Annotated in this window: 12 protein-coding genes; 7 read left to right on the forward strand and 5 right to left on the reverse strand. The window is 31.5% G+C overall.

Annotated elements, in window-relative coordinates:
• Positions 1-6: 6 nt before the first annotated feature.
• The 7 genes from AANAER_RS02130 (at position 7) to AANAER_RS02160 (ending at position 8,263) form a co-directional block, all read left to right on the forward strand.
• Positions 7-285: a DUF448 domain-containing protein gene (locus tag AANAER_RS02130; protein WP_052502609.1), complete on the forward strand. Its 279-nt coding sequence runs from the start codon at positions 7-9 to the stop codon at positions 283-285.
• Positions 275-2,926: a translation initiation factor IF-2 gene (gene infB / locus AANAER_RS02135; RefSeq protein ID WP_129082720.1), complete on the forward strand. Its 2,652-nt coding sequence runs from the start codon at positions 275-277 to the stop codon at positions 2,924-2,926. The genes AANAER_RS02130 and infB overlap by 11 nt, the downstream gene beginning before the upstream one ends.
• Positions 2,927-2,945: 19 nt before the next feature.
• Entirely contained in the window at positions 2,946-3,302 is a 357-nt protein-coding gene (gene rbfA / locus AANAER_RS02140) for a 30S ribosome-binding factor RbfA (RefSeq protein ID WP_129082721.1), read from the forward strand.
• Positions 3,299-3,727 (forward strand): ribosome maturation factor RimP, encoded by a 429-nt coding sequence (gene rimP / locus AANAER_RS02145; RefSeq protein WP_129082722.1) that lies wholly within the window; start codon positions 3,299-3,301, stop codon positions 3,725-3,727. Before rbfA ends, rimP begins: the two co-directional genes overlap by 4 nt.
• Positions 3,728-3,737: 10 nt before the next feature.
• Positions 3,738-4,745, forward strand: a complete 1,008-nt coding sequence (gene ribD, locus AANAER_RS02150) for a bifunctional diaminohydroxyphosphoribosylaminopyrimidine deaminase/5-amino-6-(5-phosphoribosylamino)uracil reductase RibD (RefSeq protein WP_129082723.1) — start codon at positions 3,738-3,740, stop codon at positions 4,743-4,745.
• Positions 4,746-5,029: 284 nt separating this feature from the next.
• Positions 5,030-7,213, forward strand: coding sequence for a TonB-dependent receptor (locus AANAER_RS02155; RefSeq protein ID WP_129082724.1), 2,184 nt, complete (start codon positions 5,030-5,032; stop codon positions 7,211-7,213).
• Between the two features lie 3 nt (positions 7,214-7,216).
• The gene (locus tag AANAER_RS02160) at positions 7,217-8,263 is read left to right on the forward strand and encodes an ABC transporter substrate-binding protein (protein WP_129082725.1); all 1,047 of its coding nucleotides are present in this window, start codon (positions 7,217-7,219) and stop codon (positions 8,261-8,263) included.
• A gap of 25 nt (positions 8,264-8,288) precedes the next feature.
• On the opposite strand, the gene efp is transcribed toward AANAER_RS02160, so the two are convergent.
• The 5 genes from efp to aroA form a co-directional block, all read right to left on the reverse strand.
• Positions 8,289-8,852, reverse strand: a complete 564-nt coding sequence (efp, locus tag AANAER_RS02165) for an elongation factor P (RefSeq protein ID WP_129082726.1) — start codon at positions 8,850-8,852, stop codon at positions 8,289-8,291.
• A gap of 12 nt (positions 8,853-8,864) precedes the next feature.
• A complete protein-coding gene (serA, locus tag AANAER_RS02170; RefSeq protein ID WP_129082727.1) occupies positions 8,865-10,451 on the reverse strand; it encodes a phosphoglycerate dehydrogenase in 1,587 nt (528 codons plus the stop codon).
• Between the two features lie 19 nt (positions 10,452-10,470).
• Complete coding sequence (locus AANAER_RS02175) at positions 10,471-12,123, reverse strand: 30S ribosomal protein S1 (RefSeq protein WP_044416385.1); 1,653 nt, start codon at positions 12,121-12,123, stop codon at positions 10,471-10,473.
• 77 nt (positions 12,124-12,200) lie between these two features.
• On the reverse strand, positions 12,201-13,034 hold the full coding sequence (locus AANAER_RS02180) for a 4-hydroxy-3-methylbut-2-enyl diphosphate reductase (RefSeq protein ID WP_044416384.1): 834 nt from the start codon (positions 13,032-13,034) through the stop codon (positions 12,201-12,203).
• 3 nt (positions 13,035-13,037) lie between these two features.
• Positions 13,038-14,318 carry a 3-phosphoshikimate 1-carboxyvinyltransferase gene (gene aroA, locus AANAER_RS02185; protein WP_129082728.1) on the reverse strand — a complete coding sequence of 427 codons (1,281 nt, stop codon included), beginning with the start codon at positions 14,316-14,318 and terminating at the stop codon, positions 13,038-13,040.
• Between the last annotated feature and the right edge of the window lie 8 nt (positions 14,319-14,326).

The raw sequence follows: 14,326 nt of genomic DNA on the forward strand, positions 1-14,326 counted from the left end.
ATAATATTGACTATTTTAAAAAGACCAATACGAACATGTGTCATTTGCAGAGGGAAATTCCCTCAAAATGAGCTACTTCGTTTAAAATGTGAGGATAAAAAACTTGTACCATTTGACAATAATGGCAGAAGTTTTTATATCTGTAATGATTGTCTTTCTATTATTGAAGATTCACAAAACAATCAAAAAGATTTGAAAAAACTTGAAAAAGCACTTTTTAGAGTGTGTAAAAATAAAGATGACTATTTAGGACAACTTAAGGAGATATTAACGCATGTCAGATAATGTAAGAGTTTATGAGATAGCAGAAGAGGCGGGAGCAAGCAGTAATGAAGTAGTTGCTAAAGCCAAAGATTTAGGAATTGAGCTTAAATCCCCTCAAAGTGCAGTTTCATTTGAGGATGCTGAAGAAATAGCAAATTATATAATGACCGGTAAAAGCAGCAGATTAAAGAAAAAACCGGCAAAAGTAAAAAAAGTAGTTACTAAAAAAGAAGATTCGCCAAAAGAGAGTAGTAACGAAGAAAATGAGCCTATTAAAGCAACAAAAAATGAACAAACTGAAGTAAAAAAAGTTGAAGAGTCTGATAAAAAAGATGAACCCAAAAAAGATAAACCTTTAAAAAGCGTAACTCCTAATAAAATCGTTCCAAAAAGAAGAGGTCTTAAAATAATTAAAAAAAGGAAGGATAAAGAAGATACAAAACCTCTACCTTCCAATAATGAAATATCAGTAAATGATAACCAGCCTAAAAAAGCAATGAAATCATTAAGCGAAATTCTAGGCGGAAGCGATGTAGAAGAGAAAAAAACTGCTCCTTTACCTCCTAAAAGTACTGAAACTAAAGTCTCTGCTAAGAAAAAAGAGAAGAAAAAACAACCTGCAAAATCTCATGAACATGGAAAAGTGATTGAGTTTGAAGCTGAAACAAAAGAAGATTTTAAATCAAGTAGCAGTGATGAATCTTTATTAGGAGAAGAGGTAGTTCTTCTTGATATGGGGCTTACTGATACATCAAAAATCTTTGAAGATCATAATAAAAGCCATGATAATAAAAAACAATCAAGAGCATCTAAACCGGCAGCTTTCGGAAACAGACCTCAAGGTTTAAAAAGAGGAAAAAGAAAGAAAAGAGTAAAACATACGAAAGAAGAAGTATCTATTACTGAAGTTACGATTCCTGAAGATATTAGAGTATATGAGTTTGCAGAAGCTTGCGGTAAATCTCCTTCAGAAGTAATCTCTGTACTTTTCGGTTTAGGAATGATGGTTACCAAAAATGATTTCCTTAAACAAGATGAATTAGAGATTTTAGGGGAAGAGTTTGGAATAGAAGTTACCGTAAAAGATGCTTTAGAAGATGCAAATTATGTTGAAGAGTATCAAGAAGAAGAGATAGATGAATCTCATTTTGTAACAAGACCTCCTGTAGTAACAATTATGGGACACGTTGATCACGGTAAAACTACTTTATTAGATAAAATTAGAAGTTCTAAAGTTGCTTCAGGTGAAGCAGGTGGGATTACCCAACATATTTCAGCTTATACAATTAAACAAAACAATCAAAAAATTACATTTGTTGATACTCCGGGACACGCAGCTTTCTCTGAAATGAGAGCAAGAGGTGCAGACGTTACTGATATCGTAATTATTGTTGTTGCAGCAGATGACGGTGTTATGCCTCAAACAGAAGAGGTTATTTCCCATGCAAAAGCTTCAGGTTGTCCGATTATAGTTGCCGTAAATAAAATGGATAAAGAAACGGCAAATATGGATATGGTAAAAGCTCAAATGGCTGAAAGAGATATGACACCTGTTGATTGGGGTGGAGATATTGAGTTTATTGGAGTTTCTGCTCGTACTGGAATGGGAATCGATGATTTATTAGAAAATATTTTGCTTCAATCAGAAATCCTAGAACTTAAAGCAGATCCTAGTGCAAAAGCAAAAGCCGTTGTTGTTGAATCTTCGTTAGAAAAAGGTAGAGGACCTGTTGCTACTGTTATTGTTCAAAACGGAACATTAAGAGTAGGGGACAATGTTGTATGTGATACTACATACGGTAGAGTAAAAGCAATCACAAATGATTTGGGAAAACCTGTTAAAGAGCTTACTTTATCTGAAACAGGTTCAATATTAGGTCTAAATGAAGTTCCCGGTGCAGGTACTATAATGGTTGGTCAAGACTCTGAAAAAGAGGCTAGAGAGATTGCAAACAGAAGAGCTGAACATGTAAGAGCTAAAGAGTTGTCAAAATCTACAAAAGTATCTTTAGAAGAGATGAGCGGACTTATTGCAGAAGGTAAAATAAAACAACTTCCTGTAATTATCAAAACAGATGTTGCCGGTTCTTTGGAAGCAATTAAAGGTTCATTGGAAAAAATCCAAAACGAAGAGGTAAAAGTAAGAGTAATTCATGCAGGTGTAGGTGGAATTACCGAATCTGATTTAGTACTTGCAAGTGCTAGTGAAGGTTGCATTATTTTAGGATTTAACGTAAGACCTACCGGATCGGTTAAAAGTAAAGCAAAAGCAGACGGAATTACAATTAATACTTATTCTGTTATTTACGATTTAATTGATGATGTAAAAGATGCTTTATCAGGAATGATGAGCGCCGTTATCAGAGAAGAAAATACAGGTCAAGCAGAAGTTAGAGATACTTTTGTTGTTCCAAAAGTAGGAACAGTTGCAGGATGTTTAGTAACTGACGGTAAAGTAATTAGAGGCGGTCACGCAAGAATTATTAGAGACGGTGTAGTAACATATACAGGTAAAATTTCATCACTTAAAAGATTTAAAGATGATGTTAAAGAGGTTGCTAACGGTTATGAATGCGGTATTATGTTTGAAAAATTCAACGATATAAAAGTTGGAGATTTTATTGAAACATTTATCCAAATAGAAGAAAAAGTACATATTTAATAATAAAAAGAGTTAAGTCTTGAAGAGTATAAATTTACAAAGAACAGAATCTCTGCTTATGGAGTTGATTCCAGAGGCTTTATCAACACTAAATGATGATAGAATCTGTTCTCTTCCTATAACAGGAGTAAACTGTAAAAACGGTAAATATGATGCAACCGTTTATTTTGACGGAAGTGATTTTAGTGAAAAAGAGATACCTGGAATTATTTCTGCTCTTACTAAAGCTAACGGAAGAATAAAGTCTTACGTCTTAAGTGCAACAGGATGGTATAAATGCCCTGTATTTAAGTTTGTAAATGACAAATCATTAGAGTCGTCAAATAGTATTGATGAACTTTTTAGACAAATTGAGCAACAAAAGAGTAAATCATGAATTTAGAAGAATCAATCGAAATAGCAGTAAAAGGTTGCAAAGCACAACTTTATGACATAGTTACTTTAAAAGAGAATGATAAAAATATTTTCAGAGTTTATGTTACTTCTAAAGAGGGAATATCGTTAGATAAATGTGCCGAAATTAGTAGAATGATCTCTCCTATTTTAGATATTGATGAACCTATGCAAGGTAAATATAACCTTGAAGTCAGCTCTCCGGGAATTGAAAGAAAATTAAAAAAGAGACTTCATTTTAAATCTTCAATCGGTGAGAAGGTAAAATTAAAAGATTTTGATAAAAATATAATCAAAGGTGAATTAATTGAAGCCAATGATGAAAATATCAAAATTAAGACTAAACATGGAGAAGAGATAGTTCCTTATGATGAAATATCTTCTGCTTCTACTTATTTTGAATGGTAGGATTTTATAAATGAAAATTGATGATAACTTCTTTATGAAGTTAGCCATTGATGAAGCTTGGAAATATCAACTTTTAACTTATCCTAATCCTGCAGTTGGCTGCGTTGTTGTAAAAAACGGTGAAATTCTTGCAATAGAAGCTCATAAAACTGCAGGTGAAGCCCATGCAGAAGTAAATGCACTAAAAGCTGCATTTTTAAAAAAAAATCCAAATGACTTATTAAAATTAAAAAAAACTTCAGATGAAATACATCAATATCTAATAAAAAACCATAATAATTTTTTTACTGATTGCATAGTTTATGTTACTTTAGAACCTTGTAATCACATAGGTAAAACTCCGGCATGTTCAAATTTGTTAAAAGAGTTAAAACCAAAAAGAGTGGTAATTGCTCATAAAGATACCAACAAAGAAGCATCAGGGGGTATAGAAACCCTTAAAAATGCAAATATAGATGTAAGTCTTGGATGTATGCAAAAAGAGGCGTATGATCTTTTGTATCCATTTATTAAATGGACAGAAAGTACTTTTGTATTTTTTAAAATGGCAATGACTCTAAACGGTTCGATTGACGGTAAAATTTCTTCAAATCAAACTTTGGCATATACTCATACCCTAAGAGATAAAATTGATTTAATGCTAATAGGAGGAAATACGGTTAGAACTGATAGACCTACTTTAGATGCAAGATATATAGCAGGTCGTTCTCCTAATATAATGATTTATTCAAAAAATAAAATATTTGATAATAATATTCCACTATTTAAAATTCCAAATAGAGATGTCTTTATAAGTGATGATTTATTTAAATTGCTTGATTATAAATTTGTTATGGTAGAAGGAACATACAATTTGATGAATATCTTAAAACAGAGAATAGATTTTGTAGTACTTTTAGTAAATCCAAAAATCAGAAAAGGATTAAACGCTGTAAATGAGATAGATATAGATTTCGAAATTCTTCATGAAAATTTTATTGGATCAGAAAAAGTAATTTATTTGAGAAAAAAAGATTAGACTCTTTTTTTATTCAAAAAATTTATAAAAATCTTTTTATTATATATTATTTAAAATTATTTTAAACCCTTAAAACTCCTAAAAATGACCTTACTTTATAGATTTTATATTTGTTTATAAATTATACATATCAATTTTTAATATAATTATAATTATTATCATAAATTATTAAGAATGTATATTTATTATATAATTGTATATAACTAACTATAATAAAAATTAAACAAAACTTTATATTTCTAACGTTATATTTCAAAGTAAATAACGATGAAAGGAACTGTTAAATGAAATATAAGAGCTTAGTAATGCATACAGCTTTGTTACTATTAATTAATTCTGATACTTTTGCAGATGAAAATTATGATTTGCCGGAAGTAGATATAGAGACTCACAATAACTTAACTGACAATGACAGTGCAATTGGAAGTAAGAGTGTAACAACTTCGGCAGAAATCAAACTTTTTGATAGTGCAGAATTAATTAATCCATATAAAGCTATTTCTTTAGAACCAGGTGTTGACATACGTTTTAATGATCCTTTGGGAATGAGTATAACTCACAAAATACGTGGAAAATCAGATAGAAATGTCGGTGAAACCCTTGAAGGATTGCCTCTAAAAGGAATTGGTCCAGGTGGAGGGCTTTCAACAATGGTTGATATTGAAAATATTGATTATATCAATGTAGAAAAGGGTGCGATTAAAGCAGACAGCGGGTTTGGTTACGGAAGTGACAACGGTATGGTTGATATGAATTTTAAAGCTCCTTCAAGTAATTTTAGCACTGTTATAAAGCAAGTTTTTGGAAGTGATAGTTTATCAAAAACTTATATGCGTGTGGATACGGGTAATATAGAAGATACTGCAAAAATTTTTATTTCAGGCTCATATACTGATGCTGATAAATGGAAAGGTGAAGGTAAAGCTACCGAGCGTAAAAATTTTGAATTTGGAATAGCAAGTACGTCTAAGCAGGATATAAAATGGGAGCTTTACGGAATTTACAATGATGAGAAAAAGCACGGATATCAAGGACTAACTTTTGAGCAGAGTAAAGATTTATCTGAGTATAAGGATTTGGATTATCAAACTGATGATCCTGCAAAATCTGATTACTATGATTATCATAGACAAGATTTTGAAACCTATGCAATTTTAGGAAAGGTTGAAGTTCCTTTAAGTAGTAAAGACTCTTTTACTCTAAGACCGTATTTTTTACATGATAAAGGAAAATCTTGGTCTACAACTTCTACTAATATTATTGAGTGGATTGTGGACCATGATACATATGGAGTAGTTGCGGAATATGCACATAAAATTGATAACGGAAAAATAAAGTTAGGTTATTGGTATCAAGAAGATGAACCTCCGGGACCTCCTACAACTAGGAAACTAAGAGAATTTGGTACCTATGAATTCTCAGCATGGGAAAGGCTTATAGATGTAGAAAAAAACAGTATATTTCATGCTCCATACATAACGGCTGAAAAAGAGTTCGGTAATACTGTTGTTGAAGCAGGATTGAAATATTTATGGTTAAGTACTCCTACTCTAAAAAGTTATGATGTGACAGGAATAGGGGATGTAAGTTATGAATCTGCACTCTCTAAAGCAAATAATGAGGAGTTTACATTGAACTCCAATACATATGAAGTCTTCTTACCTAATATAGGGTTAACGCATTATATAAATGATAACTCTTATATTAGAGCAAGTTACGGACGCAACTATAATACTCCCCAATATGGATTAGGAGGTGGAGTTGTAACATATTACAGAAAAATGCATATGTCTGAAGATACCCTGCAAGATATGTGGGATAATATAAAACCTGAAGAATCTGACAATTTTGATATAGGTTACGGTTACGGGACATCGACTTGGAAAACTGATACAACATTGTTTTACTCTGATGTAAAAAACGTAGCAGGTTCTTTTTATGATCCAGCTTTGGATTTTACATACCAGCAAAATATGGCAAAAGCACAATCTTACGGTGCAGAACTTGCTGCAAGCTATAAAGTACTTGATAATTTAAATTTAAATCTATCTCTTACTTATAATAAATATGAGTTTAAAGAAGATGTTGAAACAAGTGCCGGAACTACAATAAAATCAAAAGGTCAGCAACTTCCAGATGTACCTGAATTTACAGGTAATTTATCACTTGTATATGATTATCAGGGATATAAATTAAGCCCTATACTTCGATATTTAGGTAAACGATATGCTGATGTTGAGAATAAATATAGTGTTGATCCTTATTGGTTATTGGACTTTTCTGTTCATAAAGAGTACTCTTTTGGCAACAAAAAAAGATTAGATCTATCTTTTTCTGTTACTAATTTATTAGATGAAGAGTATATTTCTACTATTTCAACTTCAGATACAAGTGATGATGAGGCAAAAGCTACTTATCTTGTGGGTGCACAAAGAAGTCTGTTTTTTTCAGTTCAATACAGGTTTTAAGCAATGAAAATTGTATATATAATTTTATTAATAAATCTTTTTTTAATTGGAGCCTATCCAAAAGATACGGATAACAAATGTGAAAAAATCGTTAAAGATTATTTAAATAAAGAGATATGTATTCCTAAAAAAATCAATAAAATTGCAATTACCTGTTATGGCGGGGCATCACAAGAAATTGCACTGTTTATGGGAGGAGATAAAATTGTTGCACAACCTAGTGTAAGTAGATTTAAAGAGTTTGTAAAAGTATATCCCAATCTTAAAGATGTACCTAGTATAGGCTCTTTTAGTGATGTTAATATTGAGGCATTAATGGATGTAAATCCTTCAATTGTTTTTGTTGGTGCCACATCATATCAAATGAATAACAGAATTTCACAAATGGGCTTTCCCGTATATACTTTGGGAATAGGTAAGCATAGTATAGATTCTTTATTGGAAGAGTTTTTGCATTTAGGTAAAATACTTAATGTTGAGCCTAAAGCAAAAGAGTTAGTCTCTTATTGGAAACAAACTTTATTGGCTATTAATAATAATCTTAAAGATATACCTGAAAATAGACAAAAAAGAGTCTATTATACAACTAAAAAAAGAAAATATTCATCACAATGGAAAAAAAGTTGGGTTGATGAATTTATAAATTTAGCAGGTGGAATTAATGTTGCTGCTAAAACTGCAATAGAAGGTGAAAGATCTATAGAGACTCTTATTTTATGGGATCCTGATGTTATTGTTACTATAAGAAGTCCTTTTAAGAATCAAAATGCAACTGCTTTTAGAGATAATCCCGCTTTGCAAAATATTAAAGCTATTAGAGAAAAACAAGTATACGAAGGTCCTGTTGGAACTTTTTGGTGGGACAGACCCTCTCCTGAGTCGATTTTAGGTATTGTTTGGCTGGCTAAAATTCTTTATCCAACGCAAATGGAAAACATTAATTTAAAAAAAGAGACTAAAAACTTTTTTTTGAAGTTTTATAATTATAAGGTTTCTGATGAGGAATATATGAGTTTTTTTGAGAACAAAAAAGCATCTTTATCGCTATAAAAGCGATAAAGATCAAAAGAGTTTATTATTTAACTTTTTCTAAATATTCACCTGTTTTTGTATCTACTTTGATAACATCATCTTCAACTAAGTGAAAAGGTATTTGAACTACTGCACCTGATTCCAAAGTTGCAGGTTTTTTACCTCCTTGAGAATCACCTTTAAAGTTTGGCGGTGTATCAACAATCTTTAGTTCTACAATAGCAGGCGGCTCAACTGTAATAGCATCACCGTTGAAAAACATCATATCAACATTCATTCCGTCAATAATCCATTTTTCAGTATCTCCTACTTGATCGTGAGTTAATCCAATTTGTTCATAAGTTTCATTATCCATAAATTGCATCATATCACCGTCATCATATAAATACTGCATTGTTCTTTGTTGTAAATCGGGAGTTGTACATTTATCCCCAGCATGAAAAGTTTTTTCGATAACTTTTCCGTTTAAAAAGGATTTGATTTTACATCTAACAAAAGCAGCACCTTTCCCCGGTTTTACATGTTGATACTCAACAATTTTATAAGGTACTCCGTCAATCTCAATTTTTAGACCTTTTTTTAATTCACTCATTGAAATATTTGCCATCTTGGATTCTCCTTAAATTTCTACATATGAAACTGAAATTGCAGCTTCAATATTGCTAATCTCTTCTAAAATTTTGCTGTTAATTGAGTTATCAACTAAAATAATTGCAAGGGCGTCTTTATTTTTACCTCTTGCTAGTCTAAAGTCAGAGATATTAATATTTCTATCTCCTAAAAGTTTACCGACTGTTCCAATTACACCTGGAATATCGTTGTTTCTCATAATTATCATTTTTCCCTTAGGTTCAATATCAAAATCAAATCCGTTAAGTTCAACGATTCTTTGTACATTGTCGTCAAAAACTGTTCCTGAAATAGTGCTTACACCGTTTTCAGTTGTTAGTTTTAGAGTGATTTTATTGCTATATCCGCTTGTTGATTTCATTTCAGAAGTTTCAAAAGTAATACCTTTATCTTCTGCTAAAAATTTTGCATTTACATAGTTTACATCACTTCCTGCAGATACGCTTAAAGCTCCGACAGCAGCAAAAGTACTCAATGAATCTAAATACTCTTTTATATCTCCTTGAGCACAAACAGCGATTGATCTGATTGGTGATCTATCTCTTTGTGCTGCTAAAAATGCAATTTTTTGTGTTAATTCAATGTAAGGTTTCACAAAAGAAGGAATTTTACTCTCATCTATTGGAAGATTAAGAGCATTAGGGTATGAAACACCTCTTGCTGAATCAATAGCATTTTGTGCAGCTTGCACCGCAATTTTCTTTTGAGACTCTTTTGTATTTGCCCCTAAGTGTGCAGTTACAGTTATATTAGGTAAATCTAAAAGTTTGTTATCAATTGCAGGTTCTTTTTTAAATACGTCGATTCCTGCCATTGCAATTTTACCTGATTTTAGGTTGTTATATAGGGCATCTTCATTATATAAACCACCTCTTGCACAGTTAATCAAAATTACACCGTCTTTCATTTTAGCTATCTCTTCTTCACCAATCATATCGATAGTCTCTTTGTTTTTAGGTGTATGAATCGTAATAATATCACAAGCTAAAATATCATCAAAGTTTGTAGTATATTCAATTCCTAAATCTGTTGCTTTAGTTGATGGAATATAAGGGTCATATGTTACAACTTCCATCTCAAAGCTTTTTGCTCTAAGTCCGACTCTGTGACCTATATTACCAAAACCTATAATTCCAAGTTTTTTACCAAAAAGTTCATTCCCATACCAATCTTCTCTTTTCCAGATTCTGTCATTTTTTAGTTGGTTGTGAGCATAAGGAAATTTTCTCATACAAGAAAGCATATGTGTCATTGTAAGTTCAACTGCCGCAATTGTGTTTGCTGTAGGAACGTTCATAGCAATGATACCTCTTTTGCTACAACCTTCCATGTCAACATTATCATATCCAACACCGGCTCTAATTACGGCTTTAAGATTTTTAGCTGCATCTAAAAACTTTTCATCAACATCAGTTGAAGATCTTGTAATAACAATATCCGCGTCTTTGATTACATCTAATAAAGATGTTTTATCAATATCTGCAGCATATACATAATTTACATCTTCTGTATTCTTTAAGATGTTTAAACCATCTTCATGAATATGGTCACAAACAACAATAGTATGTTTACTCATTTTTACTAATTCCTTGAACTTACTTAATTTGGTCTTTTAAAAGATCACCTAGTGTCATTGACGAATCATCGTTAACTGCTTTTAAAACTTCTCTTTCTTGTTGTTGTTCTAATCTTTTTACAGATAATCTAACTCTGTTTTTCTTTGTATCAATATTGATTACTACAGCTTCTAATTCATCACCGACATTAACTTCTTCTGCATTTAAAGGACCGAAATCTTCATTTCTTATTAGACCGTCTAAGTTATCGGCTAATTTTATAAAAATACCGAAATCTTTTTTATCTTTTACAGGTCCTTTTACAATATCTCCGACTTTATGTTCGTTTTGGAAATTTTTTGCAGGAGAGTCACTGATCTCTTTTACAGATAATGAGATATTCTCTTTTTCTTTGTCAATTTTGATAATTTTAACTTCTACTTCATCACCTTTTTTATAAAGTGATTTACATTTTGAATTTGATTCCCAAGAAGCTTCTTCATTATGTAATAAACCGTCAACTTCACCAATAGTAACAAAAGCACCGAAATCAGTAAGTGTTGCAACTTTACCTTTTACTACATCTCCTACTTTATTCTCTTTTAGGAATTTTGCGAAAGGTTTTTCTTGTAAGTTTTTAAGAGATACTCTTAATCTTTTTTTATCAACGTCAAGTTCAATAACTTCAACATTAACTTCTTCACCCAATGTTAAAACATCTTTTGGATTTTTTAGATTTTTGTTCCAAGAAATTTCAGAAATATGTAAAAGTCCTTCAATATCATTTCCTAAATCAACAAAAGCACCGTAAGATTCAAAGTTAGAAACAGTAACAGTGATAGTATCACCTACTTCTAATTCATCTTTAATCTCTTCCCAAGGATTAGGAAGTGCAGCTTTGATAGATAAAGATAGATGTTGTTTTGCTTTATCATAAGATAAAACTACAACCGGAACTTCATCACCTTCGTTATAATAATTTGCAGGATTAACAGGACCTTTATAAGAGATTTCATTGTAATTTACAAGTCCGTCGATTCCACCTAAATCAATAAACATACCGTAAGATGTGATTTTTTTAACTGTTCCTGTTACAGGTTCATTTTTTTCTAAAATTTCAGTTACTCTTGAATCTTTTTCAAGTTTTGCTTCTTCAATAAGTTTTTTTCTAGATACAATAATTGAATTTTGTGCATTATTTACTTTTAAAACTTTTGCTTTTACTTTTTTCCCTATTGCACCTTGAGTTTTTAAATAAGATTGTGCCATAGGCATAAAGTATTCTAAGCCAGTTTCATCTTCAATTATAAAACCGCCTCTGTTTTTAACAGAAACAATTTTACCTTCAATTACAACATCTTCTATATTTTCTCCATGCTCTTTTACAAAAGCATCGAATTTTTCTTTTTGAAGAACTTTTTTATAAGAAATCGATGGTCTTTCACCTTTAGTTCCCATCAACATTACAGGAATTGTATCTCCTGCTTTGAATTGAACTTCACCACCGATTGTTATTTCAGAGATATTAAGTCTACCTTCTATTTTTTGACCAACATCAACAAGTACACTATCACCAGTAATTTCAACAATTACACCATCAACTACAGAGTTATTTTCAGCATTCTCAAAAGACTCTTCAAGCATTTGCGCAAAATCAAAGTCTTCACCTAGTTCTATATCATCGATACCCATTTTATTCCTTCGTATTAACCGTTTTTTTTTATTAAATGGTCATGATTATATCGAAAGTTTACTTAAAAAAAATAAGTTTAATGCTTTTGTACTGAATCTACTACTTGTTGAATTATCCAATCGGGAGTTGATGCACCTGCGGTGATACCGCATAACTCTTTGTCTTTGAACCAGTTTTTATCTATTTCTTGAGCATTTTCTATTAAATAAGAATCTTTGCAATTTTCTAGACAAATTGAGTGTAATTGTTTTGTGTTTGAAGAGTTTTTTCCTCCAATTACAACCATTACGTCTACTTCTTTTGAGAGTTCTCTTGCCGCATCTTGATTTTCAAAGGTTGCATCACAAATAGTATTAAATACTCTAACCTCTTTATTTTTAAGAATAAGTGCATTTACAATTTCAAGATATATCTCTTTTTTTCTTGTAGTTTGCGCTACAGTAGCAATTTTGTCATATTTAAATTCTATATTTTCTAAATCCTCTTTTGTCATTACTACATGTACGTCATCGGTATCTTTACCGTATGATTTTACACCTTTAACCTCGGGATGATGTTCGTCTCCGAAAATTAGAATTGAGTAATTCTCTTCGGACATTTTTTTTACGATTTGTTGAGGAGTAGTAACAAAAGGGCAAGTGGCATTTATAACTTTTGCACTTTTTTGTTTTAGTTCTTTTAAATCACGTTTTGGAATACCGTGGGTTCTAATAATAACCGTATCTTTTGGTTTTACTTCGGAAATATTTTCATAAAGACCTACGTTATAATCGTTTTTTAGTCTGTCTATCTCATTTTGGTTATGAATAAGAGGACCCATAGTTGCAGCATTTTTATACCCTTCAGCTATTTTGATAGCTCTTTTTACTCCAAAACAAAATCCGTAACTAGAAGCTAGTTTTACTTTCATATATTATCCTCTTAAACTCTCTAAAATCTCTTTAAAATTCGGAAATGAAGTTAAAATACAATCTACATCTTGAATATCCATACCGCAAATCAATCCTGCTATTGAGAAGCTCATAGCAATTCTATGATCTCCGTGCGAATCTATTGTTGCGTGTTTTAGACTTCCGCCCGTGATCTCATATCCGTCTTCAAACTCCGTAAAATTTACACCGCATTTTTCTAAGTTTGTAACAACAGATTTTATTCTGTCTGATTCTTTTACTCTTAACTCTTTTGCATTTTTTACTACAGAAGTGCCTTTTGCAAGACTCATAACAATAGCTAAAGCCGGAAGTTCGTCAATTAACCAAGAGATATGCTTATCTACAACTACTGCATTAAGCTCTTTATATTTAACTTCAATATCGCCGATTGGTTCATAAATATTCTCTTTTTCTATAAAATTTACTTCAACTCCCATCTTCTTAAGAATCTCATACGCTCCGATTCTTGTAGGGTTCAAACTTACATTTTTTAGAACTACTCTGCTATTTGGTGTTATTGCTGCTGCAACGGCAAAAAAGAAAGCAGAACTAGGATCTGCGGGAACGGTTATATTAAGAGGTTTTAAAGCTCCTTTCAAAGGATGAATATTAATATATCCCTCTTTATCCGTTTCAATTTTAGCGCCCATACCTTTTAACATTCTTTCCGTATGGTCTCTTGTTAATTCATTCTCTTTGTATTTTGAAACACCTGTTGCTCTAAGTGCTGCTAAAATCATTGCTGATTTAACTTGTGCAGAATCTACGGGTGAATTGTAGATAAACGGTTTTAACTCTTTTACTCCTCTAATAAAAAGCGGAGCTTTATTCCCGTTGTCTCTGCCGTCAATCTTTGCTCCTATACTTCTTAAAGGCTGGGCAACTCTTTTCATAGGTCTGTTTCTTAAATATTTATCCCCTGTTAATACAAAAGCTCCGTCTATAGAAGCCAAAAGTCCGCAAAAAAGTCTCATTCCCGTTCCTGCATTACCACAGTCAAGTACATCCTCAGGCTCTTTTAATTCTTTTGCAGGGGTTATCTCTACTTGCTTTGCATCTCTTTTTACTTTTGCGCCTAATTGTTCTACAATACTTAATGAATTTAAAGTATCTTCAGCGGTTAAAAAGTTTTTTATATATGAAGTTTCATTTGAAAAGAGGGAAAACATAGCACATCTGTGTGAAATTGATTTATCACTTGCTATTGAATCTATCTCAATATCAAAAGGTTTTTCTAGTTTTTCAATGCTAAAGTTTTCCATTTTTTACC

This window comes from Halarcobacter anaerophilus, assembly GCF_006459125.1.
In the GTDB taxonomy this organism is placed as follows: Bacteria; Campylobacterota; Campylobacteria; order Campylobacterales; family Arcobacteraceae; genus Halarcobacter; species Halarcobacter anaerophilus.

Bases quoted from the DNA above. Each gene is read 5' to 3' on its own strand.
- AANAER_RS02155 (WP_129082724.1), top strand. From the start codon at position 5,030: ATGAAATATAAGAGCTTAGTAATGCATACAGCTTTGTTACTATTAATT.
- ribD (WP_129082723.1), top strand. From the start codon at position 3,738: ATGAAAATTGATGATAACTTCTTTATGAAGTTAGCCATTGATGAAGCT.
- infB (WP_129082720.1), top strand. From the start codon at position 275: ATGTCAGATAATGTAAGAGTTTATGAGATAGCAGAAGAGGCGGGAGCA.
- AANAER_RS02175 (WP_044416385.1), bottom strand. From the start codon at position 12,123: ATGGGTATCGATGATATAGAACTAGGTGAAGACTTTGATTTTGCGCAA.
- aroA (WP_129082728.1), bottom strand. From the start codon at position 14,318: ATGGAAAACTTTAGCATTGAAAAACTAGAAAAACCTTTTGATATTGAG.
- AANAER_RS02180 (WP_044416384.1), bottom strand. From the start codon at position 13,034: ATGAAAGTAAAACTAGCTTCTAGTTACGGATTTTGTTTTGGAGTAAAA.
- serA (WP_129082727.1), bottom strand. From the start codon at position 10,451: ATGAGTAAACATACTATTGTTGTTTGTGACCATATTCATGAAGATGGT.
- efp (WP_129082726.1), bottom strand. From the start codon at position 8,852: ATGGCAAATATTTCAATGAGTGAATTAAAAAAAGGTCTAAAAATTGAG.
- AANAER_RS02160 (WP_129082725.1), top strand. From the start codon at position 7,217: ATGAAAATTGTATATATAATTTTATTAATAAATCTTTTTTTAATTGGA.
- rimP (WP_129082722.1), top strand. From the start codon at position 3,299: ATGAATTTAGAAGAATCAATCGAAATAGCAGTAAAAGGTTGCAAAGCA.